The sequence below is a fragment of the Arthrobacter sp. TJ-236 genome, from assembly GCF_058269235.1.
In genome coordinates this window covers 236,518-249,524 of the sequence record NZ_JBZCNI010000002.1, presented here as the reverse complement: position 1 = coordinate 249,524, position 13,007 = coordinate 236,518, and the positions used below count along the sequence as shown (strand labels likewise).

General features: G+C 68.6%; 14 protein-coding genes. 9 read left to right on the top strand and 5 right to left on the bottom strand.

Annotated elements, in window-relative coordinates:
- Positions 1-103: 103 nt before the first annotated feature.
- Positions 104-1,330 (top strand): helix-turn-helix domain-containing protein, encoded by a 1,227-nt coding sequence (locus AC4D16_RS09895; RefSeq protein WP_490954865.1) that lies wholly within the window; start codon positions 104-106, stop codon positions 1,328-1,330.
- 34 nt (positions 1,331-1,364) lie between these two features.
- Here the strand turns inward: AC4D16_RS09895 and AC4D16_RS09890 are convergent, their stop codons facing one another.
- Positions 1,365-1,793, bottom strand: a complete 429-nt coding sequence (locus tag AC4D16_RS09890; protein ID WP_490954864.1) for a PGPGW domain-containing protein — start codon at positions 1,791-1,793, stop codon at positions 1,365-1,367.
- A gap of 212 nt (positions 1,794-2,005) precedes the next feature.
- On the opposite strand from AC4D16_RS09890, the gene AC4D16_RS09885 reads away from it, so the two are divergent.
- The 8 genes from AC4D16_RS09885 (at position 2,006) to AC4D16_RS09850 (ending at position 8,774) form a co-directional block, all read left to right on the top strand.
- Positions 2,006-2,266, top strand: coding sequence for a GlsB/YeaQ/YmgE family stress response membrane protein (locus tag AC4D16_RS09885; protein WP_490954863.1), 261 nt, complete (start codon positions 2,006-2,008; stop codon positions 2,264-2,266).
- A 175-nt stretch (positions 2,267-2,441) separates the two neighbouring features.
- Positions 2,442-3,650 carry a LolA family protein gene (locus AC4D16_RS09880; protein ID WP_490954862.1) on the top strand — a complete coding sequence of 403 codons (1,209 nt, stop codon included), beginning with the start codon at positions 2,442-2,444 and terminating at the stop codon, positions 3,648-3,650.
- A gap of 46 nt (positions 3,651-3,696) precedes the next feature.
- Positions 3,697-4,644, top strand: a complete 948-nt coding sequence (locus tag AC4D16_RS09875) for an ABC transporter ATP-binding protein (RefSeq protein ID WP_490950405.1) — start codon at positions 3,697-3,699, stop codon at positions 4,642-4,644.
- Positions 4,631-5,494 carry an ABC transporter permease gene (locus AC4D16_RS09870; protein ID WP_490954861.1) on the top strand — a complete coding sequence of 288 codons (864 nt, stop codon included), beginning with the start codon at positions 4,631-4,633 and terminating at the stop codon, positions 5,492-5,494. The genes AC4D16_RS09875 and AC4D16_RS09870 overlap by 14 nt, the downstream gene beginning before the upstream one ends.
- A 98-nt stretch (positions 5,495-5,592) precedes the next feature.
- The gene (locus AC4D16_RS09865; RefSeq protein ID WP_490950407.1) at positions 5,593-6,174 is read left to right on the top strand and encodes a TetR family transcriptional regulator; all 582 of its coding nucleotides are present in this window, start codon (positions 5,593-5,595) and stop codon (positions 6,172-6,174) included.
- 171 nt (positions 6,175-6,345) lie between these two features.
- Complete coding sequence (locus AC4D16_RS09860) at positions 6,346-7,206, top strand: nuclease-related domain-containing protein (RefSeq protein WP_490954860.1); 861 nt, start codon at positions 6,346-6,348, stop codon at positions 7,204-7,206.
- A gap of 24 nt (positions 7,207-7,230) precedes the next feature.
- Positions 7,231-8,409 (top strand): nuclease-related domain-containing protein, encoded by a 1,179-nt coding sequence (locus AC4D16_RS09855; RefSeq protein WP_490954859.1) that lies wholly within the window; start codon positions 7,231-7,233, stop codon positions 8,407-8,409.
- Complete coding sequence (locus tag AC4D16_RS09850; RefSeq protein WP_490954858.1) at positions 8,406-8,774, top strand: PH domain-containing protein; 369 nt, start codon at positions 8,406-8,408, stop codon at positions 8,772-8,774. The genes AC4D16_RS09855 and AC4D16_RS09850 overlap by 4 nt, the downstream gene beginning before the upstream one ends.
- A 10-nt stretch (positions 8,775-8,784) precedes the next feature.
- Here the strand turns inward: AC4D16_RS09850 and AC4D16_RS09845 are convergent, their stop codons facing one another.
- The 4 genes from AC4D16_RS09845 to AC4D16_RS09830 are packed head-to-tail and all read right to left on the bottom strand — an operon-like array spanning position 8,785 to position 12,963.
- A complete protein-coding gene (locus tag AC4D16_RS09845) occupies positions 8,785-10,194 on the bottom strand; it encodes an amidase (RefSeq protein ID WP_490954857.1) in 1,410 nt (469 codons plus the stop codon).
- Positions 10,191-11,426, bottom strand: a complete 1,236-nt coding sequence (locus AC4D16_RS09840; protein WP_490954856.1) for an amidohydrolase — start codon at positions 11,424-11,426, stop codon at positions 10,191-10,193. Before AC4D16_RS09840 ends, AC4D16_RS09845 begins: the two co-directional genes overlap by 4 nt.
- Positions 11,427-11,458: 32 nt before the next feature.
- On the bottom strand, positions 11,459-12,184 hold the full coding sequence (locus tag AC4D16_RS09835; RefSeq protein WP_490954855.1) for a hypothetical protein: 726 nt from the start codon (positions 12,182-12,184) through the stop codon (positions 11,459-11,461).
- 23 nt (positions 12,185-12,207) lie between these two features.
- Positions 12,208-12,963 (bottom strand): DUF5058 family protein, encoded by a 756-nt coding sequence (locus AC4D16_RS09830; protein WP_490954854.1) that lies wholly within the window; start codon positions 12,961-12,963, stop codon positions 12,208-12,210.
- Positions 12,964-13,007: the final 44 nt, after the last annotated feature.

Sequence of the window (13,007 nt, the reverse complement as noted above, 5' to 3'; positions counted from 1 at the left end):
GGGTCTGCTACACATGGGGAGTCACGAATCGATGCCGGCGTGGTCCGGGCCTCGTGGCCGTGCTCGAGGGGGGTTCGACAGGTTCTATGGCAACGGTGATTCCATGAGGTTCGGCGAGATGCTGCGCCAGGCGCGCACCGCCAAAGGCATGACGCAGGCGGAACTGGGCGACGGCGCGTACTCCAGCCGGTTCATCTCGCTACTCGAGCATGACCAGCGCCAGCCGACACCCGGCATGGTGCAGCACTTCGCGGAGCGTCTGGGCATGGACGCGCGCACCCTCACCTGGTGGGTCGAGACGCCGACGGCCGGCGACGAATCAGCGCTCACCCTCGCCGTCTTCGCGGCGAACTACGCACGGGACATGCGCGACAACGAGCTCGCGGCCGCGGAGGCGGAACATGCCGCCAACATCGCCCTCGAGCAACGGGACGGATCGGCATGGTGGCTCATGTCCATGCTTCACGCGCAATCCCTGATCACGCTGCGCCGCCTTCCCGAGGCGGAGGCCGTGCTCTTGCACATGAAGTCTTCGACGCTGCTACCGTCCACGCCCGAACTCTGCGCGATCGTCCTCGGTCGCCTGTCGGTCATCGCGCGGAGCACCGGGCGCCTGACCGAGGCGCTCGAGCTCGCGCGGGAGGCCACGGCGGTCGCGGAGGTCCTGAGCCGTTCCTCACCTGCCCGCCTGCAGACCGCCTTCATCCTGATCGCAGCCCTCGCGGTCAAGGGCGATCTCGATGAGGCGTGGGACGTGGCGCTGGGGCTCGACATGACCGACGCAGGGCCGTCCGTGCCCTCCATCCAGATCGCGCTGGGTGCCTGGGCCATCGGCAATGTCGCCTTCCGGCGGGGCGACGTCGCCGAGGGTCGGCTCCAGCACGATCTCGCCGGGCGATTGCTCGCACCCCAGGCCGATCTCGAGGTCTGGTCGGACTTCCACAGTGCCAGCGCCCGCATGAAGATGCAGGCCGGTCTCCTCGACGACTCGGTTCGCGAGTCGATCAGGAAAGCCGAGGTGGGGTTGTCACTGGTCGGCACCGAGGGTCAGGTGCTCGAACTGACACTCACGCGGGTGAGGGTTGCTCTGGTGACTGAGGACCTCGCCGAGGCGGAGTCCCTCTTGAAGCAGCTCACCCAGGGTCGGGATCTCCTCGACTTCGAGGCCGACACCGATCTCGAGTACTGCCTCGGCCAGTACTACCTGGCGCGGGGTTCACGGAAGCAGGCCGAGCACCACCTCTCCGCGGCGGCACGCCTGTACTCGGAGGCAGGCGCCGATGAGAAGGCCTTCGAGCTTCTGGAGCAGGTGCGCGCACTCGGCGCCTGATGCAGGGCTCGTGGGACTGACGCGTTCCACGCCGTCACCGTGACGCGCCCGGCCTCCGCGGCCGGAACCTCCTGATGCTGTAGACGATGAAGACGGCCGCCAGCACGCCGGAGATGATCAGCCCCGATCCCACGTTCCAGCCGCCGGGCAACCACCACCGCTCCTCGAGCGGCCACCAGCCCGGCATCGGCGGCTGCAGACCCCAGACCACGCCAACGATGATCAGCAGGAGTGCGCCGGTGAAGCTCAGCACGATGGCGCCGGTGGTCCGCACTCCCTGCGCTGCCGCCGCGAAGGCCCTGCTCTTGACGGGCTGCAGCGCCCGCCGCGCCCAGTCGTACTGCTGCGCCAGGACGGCCAGCCCGGCAACCAAGGCGAGCAACCCCGGTCCCGGCAGCACCAGGGCGGCCACGCCGACCAGCACGAGCACCCACCCGACCGCGAGCCCCACGATCCTGCTCACTCCGTGGGGTCTGGACCGGCCGGCGGAGACTGCGCCGTGCGATTCGCCACACTCCCTCTTCCCGGTCGTCCTCCCGGTCATCGAAAATTCCTCAGCATGCTTTGCATTCCTCTATCGTTGATGGTCAGGCCACCCGCGGCAAGGCGTCGCACCCTTCAGCCGACGGGTTGCAGGCCTGGTTCCCTCTCGCGCTCATCGACAAGGAGCAGATCATGATCGGATTCATCGTTGCGGGGCTCATCATCGGTGCGCTCGCACGCCTCATCAAGCCCGGCAGGCAGAACCTGGGCTTCATCGCCACCCTCCTGCTGGGCCTCGTCGGGTCGGTGATCGGCGGCTCGATCGCGAGCCTGCTCCACACCGGCAACGTCTTCGAGTTGAACGTCCTCGGCTTCATCGTGTCGGTGATCGCGGCAGTGCTCCTGATCGGCGTCGCGGAGAGCGTCGCCGGCCGCCGGCGCGTGGGCCGCTAGCCCTGCGGGGCCACCCGGGGGAGGTCGGTAGGCGCGCCCGTTCCCGCTCGACGACGGAATCACGGCACGCACTCCACCTCCCATTCGTTCCACTACTACACGTTGTAGAACATGTCGGCCCCGAGGTGTAGCGTGTGGCTCAAGTGGGGTACGTAATCGTTCGGAAGGCTCTCTCATGAACAAGAACTGGCGCTGGCTCCCCGCCGGCATCGTCCCGGTCGTCATCGTAGGTGCCGCCGTGAGCGGCTCCGCAGTGGCCGAGGCACAACCACAGCTGCCCGCGAAGACCGCTCAGGAGTTGCTCGAGTTCGTGGCCACCAGCTCCGACGACGCCTACTCGGGCACCGTCGAGCAGTCGTCGGACCTCGGACTGCCGGACCTCGCCATGGCCACCCCGCCGGGCGCCACCTCGAGTTCCGACCCCACCTCCACCGCGCTCGAACTGCTGACCGGTGAGCACACCGCCCAGGTGTACGTCGACGGCCCGGAGAAGGCCCGTGTGCAGGTCTTGGACCAGCTCGCGCAGCGTGACGTCATCGTGAACGAGGACGAGGTCTGGAGCTACAACTCCCAGACCAACGAGGCCGTCCACGCCGTCCTGCCGGACAAGGAGCAGGTCAAGGCCGAGCTCGAGGCCACCCTGCAGCAGAAGGCAGCCGAATACCCCGAGGTGCAGAACCTCCCCCGCACGCCGGCCGAACTCGCTCAGGTCTTCCTCGCCGAGGTGGATCCCAGCACCGAGGTGACCGTGGACGGCACCAGCCGCGTCGCCGGCCGGAGCGCCTACGAGCTCCTCCTGACACCCGAGGATCCCGCGACCCTGATCGGCTCCATCTCGGTGGCCGTCGATTCCGAGACCGGCGTTCCGCTCAGCGTCACCGTTCAGGCCAAGGGCCAGGAGGAAGCCGCTTTCCAGGCCGGCTTCAGCTCGGTCGACTTCACCGCACCGGTTGCGAGCATCTTCCAGTTCGCCGCCCCGGCCGGCGCCACCGTCACCGAACTGCCAACAGCCGAGGAGGCTCGCGCCGAGCTCGAAGCCAAGCGCGGCTCGCTCGATCCCGAGGCCGTGGACCCCGAGCGGCCCACGATCATCGGCGAGGACTGGAGCACCATCGTCGAGCTGCCTGCCGGCAGCGCGGCCAAGCTCGGGCTGAACCCCGGCACGGGCGAGAGCGCCGGCATGGGCGACATCATGGAGATCAAGCCGGGCATGGACCCCGAGGAGGTCGCCGGAGCGCAGGCCCTGCTCGAGCAGGCTCTCATGCAGGTCGACGGCGGGCGCGCCCTGCAGACCTCGCTCGTCTCCGTTCTCATCACCGATGACGGCCGTATCCTCGCAGGCGCTGTAGGCGTCGACCAGCTCGTCGCTGCCGCCCAACAGTGACCGCAGCAGCACCCGCGCAGTCCGGACCCACGGTTCGGACTGCGCGGTGACGGGCGCGCGCTTCGCCATCGAGACGCATGGCCTCAGTAAGACCTTCGGCCAGCAGAAGGCCGTCGACGGCGTGGACCTCGCCGTCCCGCGCGGCACCGTCTTCGGCTTCCTCGGGCCCAACGGGTCCGGCAAGACCACCACCATCCGGATGCTGCTGGGGTTGAGCGCCGCCTCGAGCGGCGAGATCCGACTGCTCGACGGCGTGATGCCGCGCGACGCGCGGGGCGTCCTACCCAGGGTGGGAGCCCTCGTCGAGGGGCCGGCCATCTACCCGTTCCTCTCCGGCCGTGCCAATCTGCAGCGGTTCGACGCAGCAGATCGCCACACGTCCCCGTCCACTCGCAACGCTCGCGTCGATGCCGCCCTCGAGCGCGTCGGCCTCGGCCATGCTGCCAAGAAACGGGCCCACGCCTATTCGCTGGGGATGAAGCAGCGCCTCGGCATCGCCAATGCCCTGCTCGCTCCCCGGGATCTGCTCATCCTCGACGAGCCCACCAACGGCCTCGACCCGCAGGGCACGCGGGAGGTCCGCAACCTCATCAAATCCCTGTCCGACGACGGCACCACGATCTTCGTCTCGAGCCACCTGCTCGCGGAGGTGGAGCAGATGTGCTCCATGATCGCGGTGATGAGCGCCGGTCGGCTCGTGGCGCAGGGCACGCTCGATGAGCTCCGGGCCGTCGGTACCGCACGGGTCCGGATCGAGACGCCGGACTACGCGGACGCCCATCGCGTGCTCACCGGCCTCGGCCTCACGCCCCAACTGCACGGGCGCGACGACGTCATCACCGCGGAGCTGTCCGTCGACGGCCTGCAGCCGGAGACGGTCAACGCGGCGCTAGTGCACGCCGACGTCAGGGTGCGCGGATTCGAAGCCAGCGGCGCCTCGCTCGAGGACCGGTTCGTCGCACTCACAGGAGAGGGATTCGATGTCGCAGGCTGACGGAACCGCAGTCGAGGCCAGGCCGAAGGGCTCGCTCGGGCTCACGCTCGTCCTGTCGGAGATCACGGTGCTGTTCCGGCGACTCCGGACCTGGGCGATGATCGGTGCCCTGGCGCTGATCCCCATCCTCATCGCCGTCGTCGTCCGGGTGTCCTCGGACGGCTCCGCCAGCGGGCGCGGTCCCGCCTTCCTCAACAGCATCACGGAGAACGGATTGTTCGTCTCCCTGACCGCGCTCACCGTCGCCATCCCGCTGTTCCTGCCCCTGACCATCGGCGTCGTGGCCGGTGACACCATTGCGGGTGAGGCGAACCTGGGGACCCTGCGCTATCTGCTGGTCGCACCGGCCGGGCGCATCCGGCTGCTCCTGGTCAAGTACGCCGGCGCTGCCGTCTTCTGCTTCGTCGCCACGCTCACGGTCGTCATCACCGGTGCGATCATCGGCGCAATCCTCTTCCCCATCGGACCGGTCACGCTGCTCTCCGGCGACACGGTCGGAATCGGCGGCTACTTCGGGCGGCTGCTCCTCCTCGCGTTGTACGTGACGGTGTCCCTGCTGGGTCTCAGCGCGATCGGCCTGTTCATCTCGACCCTCACCACCATTCCTGTCGGAGCCATGGCCGCAACGGCCGCGCTCGCCGCCGTCGCGCAGATCCTCGGCGCCCTGCCGCAGCTCGAGTGGCTGCACCCGTGGTTGTTCACCAACTACTGGCTCGGGTTCGCCGACTTCCTGCGGCAGCCCATCGTATGGACCTCGTTCCTCGACAACGCCCTCCTTCAGGCCGGGTACATCGCGGTCTTCGGAGCGCTGGCGTACGGGCGCTTCAGCACCAAGGACATCCTGAGCTGAGACGTCCGGCGCCGCTGCTTCCCTGAGGTGTCCGTCATCGAGAAGGGTCACCCGGAGCCGAGACGCACCGGGCTGCTGGTCACTCCTACACTGGGGCCATGACAGGGAGAGTAGTGCGCGGGCCGTACGCGAAGGGCGAGCAGAGGCGGCGCATGATCGTCGAGACGGCGACGGACGTCTTCGCGACCGCAGGGTTCGAGGGGGCGGCGCTCAAGCGTGTCGCCGAACTCGTGGGCGTGCAGGAGGCCACCCTCTTCCACTACTTCAGCAGCAAGCAGGAACTGCAGCAGGCCGTGCTCGCCGAGCGGGACGAACGCGCCCGGGAACTCGCCGGGGAGAAGGGCATCACCATCGACGACCTCCCCACGATCGCCGCGCACAACGAGGACCAGCCAGGACTCACCGCCCTGCACGCGGTGGCCTCGGCGACAGCGCATCAGCCCTCTCACGCCTCGCACCGGTACTTCCACGACCGCTACGTGGGCCTGGTACACAACGTCGCCCAGGACGTCCGTGAGCGGCAGCGCTCGGGAGAGTACCGGGCGGACATCGACGCCGAATGGGCCGCACGCCTGCTCCTCGGTACGTTCGACGGTCTTCAGCTGCAATGGCTGTATGACAGGAGCGTCAGCATGGAGGAAGGGCTGCGCCAGGCGATCGCGCTGCTGAAAGCCCGCTGAGGCCTGCGACGGACGCGGTCCGGGTGCGTTCATCCTGATGCAAACCTGCCGACAAACAGAGCCGAGCAGGCGCGGCCATACGAGGTAGCGGGCATAGGTTCGAAGGGACCGGGCATCCCGTCCGGTCACGCGAACCCCACGGGGCACACCCATGACGTCGAGGACCGCCCGATGACTGCTGACCTGAGAGCAGAATCGACTGCAGGCCTTGCGCCGGACGCCGGTCCGAAGGGCGGGGTTCCGGCTCCACCCGCGACCATCGGCCCGCTCCGCCGGCGCGCTGCCGGGCAGGCCGTCATGGAACAGGTACTGACGCTGCAGGCAGCGGCCCCGCCCCGCGGCTTCCTAGGCAGAATGTTCGGCGTACCGCTGCTGCCTGCGTCCGCGCGGTCCTGGTACACAGGGGCGCTCGGCGAGCGCCTGGTGGGCCGTGTCCTCGCCACCCTCGGTCCCGAATGGACGGTGCTGCACGCCGTCCCGGTCGGCACCCGGTCCGCGGACATCGACCACGTGGTGATCGGACCGGCCGGCGTCTTCACGATCAACACGAAGCACCACGAGGGGGCCAGGATCTGGACGGCCAAGGGAACGTTCATGGTGAACGGCACCCGGGTGCCCTACCTCCGGAACTCGGCACACGAAGGCGCCCGCGCCGCGAAGTTGCTCTCCGCGGCGGTTCGTGACGACGTGACCGCCGAAGCCCTGATCGTCGTCGTCGGTAGCCGTCAGCTCACCCGGCGCGAGAAGCACGAGTCGGTCTCCGTCCTCACGCCCCATGAGGTCCGCGCATGGCTCGGATGCCGCCCCGAGGTGTTCTCGCCCGATCAGGTGGCACTCCTGTCCGCGGCCGCAGCCCAGCCTGGTACGTGGACACGCACCGCACCGACCCTCCGGAACCCGGCCGACGTCGTCGGGCACTTCGACGCGCTGGTGCGCGCCGTGAAGCAGGCACGACGACGGCGTATCTGCTGGCTGCTGGCCGCACCGGCAGCGTTCCTCGTGTCGGCGGCGGGCATCTTCCCGCCGCTCTGACCACCCCACGCCGCAAGGATCACGATGCTTCATTTCCCCTCGACCAGCACTGCAGCGGACACTGCGCGCGCAGCCAACGTAGCCCGCCTTCACCGGCTCCTCGACGATCACGTCTGGGCCTTCAGCAACTGCCGCGTGGACGTGCCGGGGCAGCCGGTGGCCGAGGTCGACTGGCTGTTCTACAACGCCGTCAAGGGCACATTCCTCGTCAGCGAGTGGAAGCATTTCCCGTCGCCCGTCCTGGAGGCCACGGACGAGGGAAAGCCGTGGGTCCTCGCCGATGGGACCACCGTCTCGAACCCTGTGGAGCAGGTGAGCAAACAGGCCAAGGCAGTCCGGAAAGCCTTGCGTGGCATCCGGGATCAGCATTTTCCTGCTGTCGAGGAATTGGCCGTCAATCCGTACCAGGCGGTGTACTCACCGCAGGTGACCGGTGCAACGCAGCTCGAACGATTGCGCTTTGGCCGCGTGCACACCACGCTCGACGACCTTGCCGTGACGATCGAACGGATCACCGGCCCCGCTGCGCTCGTCGTCGAGGGCTCTGCGTGCCGCATCGAGTTGGCAGAGGCACTGGCGGAGCTGTTCCGATGCTCCATCTCGAACGGAGTCCGGCGGAAAATCGCGCCCCCGCCGCCCGCTCCCGTGCCGACGGCACATCGCGTTGCAGCGATCCACCGCGAACTGGCAGCCCTGCACCTCGAACTGGCTGCCCTCCTCGACACCGGCGCTGCCGCCCACACCGGTGCGGGCGGCGGAACGGACAGCAATGCCGGTGCCGACCGGACGGAAATCGTCCCACCCGGCCGTGATGCCTCCCCGCCCTCTACAGCTACCCGAGCAGTGGTGACGAAGGCGCCATCGAAAGGGCCGCACGCGATGGTTGGTCCGATCGTCAAGGCTCACGTCGAACGGCTCGTACCGGCAGCCTCGGCGTCACCTGAAGACGTGAGGAACGCTCTGCTCGCGAGCCTCAGGGACGAGCGATTGAGGTCGAGCGGCCTCCACGTGGGGCTGTTCGGCTCGCTCGTCGGCACGCACATCACAGGAGGGATCGGGTTGAAGGCACTCGTGCCCGGCGGGCTCAGGGCGTGGTGCATCGCCCAGGCCGCCGGATCGGGGATGCTGGTCGAACCGGACACAGCGGATCCGTCGATCCTGCGACGCGCAGCCTCGACCCGCCAACAGAAAGATGTCGGATGAACCAGGTAGCGCACGGTCGGCCCGAGCAGCTGCACATGATCGTCGCCGGCCTTCTTCAGGGCGAACAGCCCATCGCCGTCTACGACTGCATCGGCGTGGGGACGGGCTTCATCGGCCTGACCAATCAGCGGGTGATCCTCCAGGACAAGAGCTTCGTGGGCAATAAGGTGGCGCTCACGTCACTGCCGTACCGCAACATCCAGGCGGTATCGATGCTGACCAACAAGTCGATGCTGGGGAAGTTCGCGTCCAGTTCGTCGATCGCGGTCTCGGCCGGCTCCAAAGCCTTCGAAGCGGACTTCCGGGGAGACGAGAAGGCCAAGCACGCCCACGACGTCATCCTCTGGCACATCATCAACCGTTGAGCGGCGGGCCTCACAGGTCCGGCGTGCGCTTCGCCCAGCCCGTCGCCTGCTCGAAGGCGTGGACCACCCGCAGCAGGTCGACGTCGCCGCCGTGCGGCATGGCGAGCTGCAGACCGACCGGCAGACCGCCGTCGCTGAAGCCCGACGGTACCGAGACGGCCGGTAGACCCGTCGCGGAAATCAGGGTGGCCGAGCGCATCCAGTCGAGGTACGTCCCGAACTCCACGCCGTTCACCGACGTCGGGTAGCGCTGGGCCGCATCGAACGGGAGGACCTGCGCGGCCGGAGTGGCGAGGACGTCGTACCGGCCGAACCACCGGCGCACGCTCGTGTCGAGCCTGGTCCGGGCGAGTGCGGCGTCCACGAGGTCCTGAGCGGTCAGGGCCAGCCCCTGCTCCACGTTCCACCGGATCTCCTGCTTGATCACGTCGCCGTGCTTCCGCACCAGCTCGCCGAGGCCGAGCACGAAGTCGAAGGCCCGCGTGGTCGTGAAGACGCGGTCGGCGTCGCGCAGGTCCGGAGCCGCGTCCTCGACGGTGGCACCGAGATCGGTGAACACCTGCAGCTGCCCCTCGAGCACGCGCAGCACCTCGCGGTCCACGGGGACGCCGAGCCCCGCGTCGGCGGACCACCCGATGCGCAGGCCCGTGAGGTCGCGCTCCAGCGGGTCGCCGAAGGACCCCCGCACCGGGTAGGCGTAGGGGACGGCCGCATCGGCACCCGCGATCGCCGTCATGCCGAGCGCGATGTCCTCGACGCTACGCGCCATCAGCCCGGTGCGGCTCAGCCAGGCCCAGGCGTTACGCGTGGGCACGGAGGGCACAACGCCGATGGACGGCCGATACCCGACGATGTTGCAGAAGGACGCCGGGATCCGCAGCGATCCGCCCATGTCGCTGCCGTCGCCCAGTGGCTGGATCCGCGCCGCGATGGACGCCGCCACTCCCCCGCTGCTGCCACCCGCACTCCGGGTGATGTCGTAGGGATTCACGGTGGTGCCGAACACCTCGTTGAAGGTGTGCGACCCGGCGGCGAACTCGGGCACGTTGGTCTTGCCGGTCGTCACCACTCCCGCGGCGCGGAGGCGCCCGATGACGAGGTCGTCGAACGTGGGAACGAAGTCCTTGAAGATCGCCGACCCCTGCGTGGTGCGCATGCCCCGCGTGTTGTGGGTGTCCTTATGCGTCATCGGCAGCCCGTGGAGCGGCGGGAGGTCGGCGCCCGACGTCGTCAGCCGGTCCGCGGCGGCCGCGAGCGCCGCCGCTCCCTCGCGGTCCTGGGTGACGACGGCGTTGATCGCGCCGTTGACGGCGTCGATCCGCGCGAAGTGCGCTTCGAGCGCTTCCCGCGCAGACACCTCGCCACGCCGGATGGCGCCGGTCAGCTCGACGGCGGAGAGCTCGTGCAGCTCAGCGGTCACGCGGGCGTCCCGACCTGCGAGAGCAGCGCCGTCATGGCAGCGCGCACACCCGTGGTCAGGGTCGGCTCGAGGGCGGGCGCGAAGAAGGGCGAGTGGTTACCGGGCGGCGGGGTGTCGCCGTCGAGCAGTGCCTGCGGGTGCCCGCCGAAGAACCAGTAGACGCTCGGCACGCCGATGGCCTCGGCCAGCAGTCCGAAGTCCTCGCTGCCCATCACGGGCGGCGACTCGATCACGGCGTCCTCGCCCAGCACCTCAGCGAGCACCGCCATCAGGTCCGTCGTCGAGTCGGGATCGTTGTAGCACTGCGGGAAGCTCGTGATCTCCTCGATGGTCGGCTCCGGCGCACCCGACGCCGCTGCTTCCGCGCTGATGATCCGGCGGAGGGAGGCGAGCACACGCTCGCGTACGGCGGGGTCGAACGTCCGGACGTTGAGGGTGAACTCAGCCGTCGCAGGGATGATGTTCTCCTTCAGCCCCGCATGGAACGTGCCGATGGTGACCACGGCCGACTTCATCGGGTGCACCTCCCGCGAGACGACGGTCTGCAGCCGGACCACCATGTGGGCGCCGAGGACTATCGGGTCGATCGACTGCTCGGGCTGCGAGCCGTGCGCCTGCTTGCCCTGCACGGTGACGCGCCAGGAGTCGGCCATCGCCATGGCCGTGCCCTTGCTGATGTTGACGGTTCCTGTGAGTCCGGGCCACACGTGCTGCCCGTAGATGATGGAAGGCTTCGGCGCTGTGTCCCACAGCCCGTCCTCGACCATGGCCTCCGCCCCTTCGCCGATCTCCTCACCGGGCTGGAAGATGAAGACGACGGTGCCGGACCAGGCGTCGAGGTTCTCGGTCAGCAGCTGGGCGGCGGTCAGGCCGACCGTGATGTGGGTGTCGTGCCCGCAGCCGTGCATCACCGGGACCGCGGTCCCGTCGGCGAGTGCGCCCGTCGTCGTGCTCGCGTAGTCCAGGCCCGTGTCCTCCAGCATGGGTAGGCCGTCCGTGTCGGCGCGGTAGCCGATCACCGGTCCGTCGCCGTTCCGGAGGACGCAGACCACTCCGGTCCCGCCGCACATGAAGGTGTCCAGCCCCAGGTGCGTCAGCTTCTCGAGGATGAACGCGGCGGTGTGCGTCTCCTGCATGGAGAGTTCCGGGTGGGCGTGGAGGTGCCGGTACAGCTCGTGCATCGCCGTGGTGTGGGTGTCGGTGAGCTCGAAGACTGCGGTGTCGATGGCCATGGTGTCCTTCCGGAGGAGCGGCTGGGGGTGGTCTAGTTCACGAGTACATCAGGTGACGCGCTCTCCGCGCGAGAACGGAGGAACCACGCGAGCACTGCGGTGAGCAACACGGTGATACCGGTGGCGCCCTTCGTGAGGATGGGGAACATCGGCACGAGCACGAAGAGCACGAGGAGCGCGACGACGACGGCGATCACCGTGACGCGCGGCTGCTTCATGGTGACGATGAGCTGCACCAGCACCCCGCCGATGATCGCCGGGAAGATGTACAGGCGGGCGACGTCGGTGACCGGCGTCGGGATCACGCTCACCAGCCACGTGCCGAGGATGCCCACGAAGAGGAGCATCGAGAACACGTGCACCATGGCAGCGCCGCAGATGGCCATGAGCGCCGAGAACTCGCCGCGCTTCGTACCCGCCTTCGCACCGATCGCCGCCTGGGCCACGAGAGCGGAGGGCAGCAGCTTGTTCGCGATGTTGCCGATCATGAACGCCTGGTACATGCCGGCGGGGCCGAGCACCGGGAAGTACGTGATGGGCTCGACGATCCAGAACACGGCGAAGGCGGCGGCCACCGCGAGGTAGGCCGTCCAGATCATGCCGGGGCTGATCCCGAGGTTCGTGAAAAATACCAGGTAGAGCGGCGCCGCGAGTGAGAGCAGCAGGCCGAACCCCATGGTGAGCTGTCCCCAGCGGGTGGTGGTGCGGTCGAACTCGGCGATGGAGCCCGATGCGAGAACGGGTGTGGTGGTAGCCATGGTGTGCCTTTCGGGGAGACGGATCAGGCGGCCGGGGCCATGCCGGAAGTGTGGGCTGCGTAGGCGCCGATCAGGCCGACGATGATCGAGATGCCGAGGCCCCACTCGCGCAGCCAGGTGGCAGAGGTCCGGCTCGCGAGCAGCAGGCAGACGCCCATGGTTATCGCGGAGATGACCACGGTCAGGATGTGCACCGGTGTCTTCACGAGTTCGGCGGCACCGAGGCTCGCGAACGCGGCGATGAGCGCGGCTGCGGGGACGATCATCATGAGCTTCGGGTTGACCGACCGCAGTTTCGAGTCGCCGCGCTTGAGGATCGGCGTGAGGATCAGCGCTCCGAGCATCCATCCTGCGCCGGAGAGGCTCATGGCCATGAACGCGACCACGAAGACGGCCTGCGTGTAGTCCGGTCCACCGAGCGTCGCGCCCATGGTCCCGGCGGCGAGGCTGGCCGACGCCGACTCCGTCGCGGCGGATCCCACGAGACCGACCCGGACGAGCACGGCGGGCGTCCCGAAGAGGGTCAGCAGAGCGATGCTCACGAGGACGACGGCGAGGGACGGCCCGATCGCGGCGACCGCTCCCGCCCGGAAGGACGTTCTCAGCTCCTCCGCCGAGATGTCCGCCGCCGGTCCGGCCTTGCGCGCGGCCCTCATGTAGATGAGCGACTGCACGATGATCGTCCCGAACACGGCCACCGCCAGCACCCAGAGGATCGGCATGTTCGCGATGCCCAGGATGTCGGTGGAGAGTCCGTCGGGAGTGAGGTTCCGCTGCATGGCAACTCCGGGGTCGAGGCGGGTGGATGGGTGTCTTCGACGCT

Excerpts from the sequence above, each read along its gene's own strand:
- AC4D16_RS09855 (WP_490954859.1), top strand. The coding sequence starts at position 7,231 with ATGCTTCATTTCCCCTCGACCAGCACTGCAGCGGACACTGCGCGCGCA.
- AC4D16_RS09870 (WP_490954861.1), top strand. The coding sequence starts at position 4,631 with ATGTCGCAGGCTGACGGAACCGCAGTCGAGGCCAGGCCGAAGGGCTCG.
- AC4D16_RS09830 (WP_490954854.1), bottom strand. The coding sequence starts at position 12,963 with ATGCAGCGGAACCTCACTCCCGACGGACTCTCCACCGACATCCTGGGC.
- AC4D16_RS09865 (WP_490950407.1), top strand. The coding sequence starts at position 5,593 with ATGACAGGGAGAGTAGTGCGCGGGCCGTACGCGAAGGGCGAGCAGAGG.
- AC4D16_RS09885 (WP_490954863.1), top strand. The coding sequence starts at position 2,006 with ATGATCGGATTCATCGTTGCGGGGCTCATCATCGGTGCGCTCGCACGC.
- AC4D16_RS09860 (WP_490954860.1), top strand. The coding sequence starts at position 6,346 with ATGACTGCTGACCTGAGAGCAGAATCGACTGCAGGCCTTGCGCCGGAC.
- AC4D16_RS09880 (WP_490954862.1), top strand. The coding sequence starts at position 2,442 with ATGAACAAGAACTGGCGCTGGCTCCCCGCCGGCATCGTCCCGGTCGTC.
- AC4D16_RS09835 (WP_490954855.1), bottom strand. The coding sequence starts at position 12,184 with ATGGCTACCACCACACCCGTTCTCGCATCGGGCTCCATCGCCGAGTTC.
- AC4D16_RS09895 (WP_490954865.1), top strand. The coding sequence starts at position 104 with ATGAGGTTCGGCGAGATGCTGCGCCAGGCGCGCACCGCCAAAGGCATG.
- AC4D16_RS09850 (WP_490954858.1), top strand. The coding sequence starts at position 8,406 with ATGAACCAGGTAGCGCACGGTCGGCCCGAGCAGCTGCACATGATCGTC.
- AC4D16_RS09840 (WP_490954856.1), bottom strand. The coding sequence starts at position 11,426 with ATGGCCATCGACACCGCAGTCTTCGAGCTCACCGACACCCACACCACG.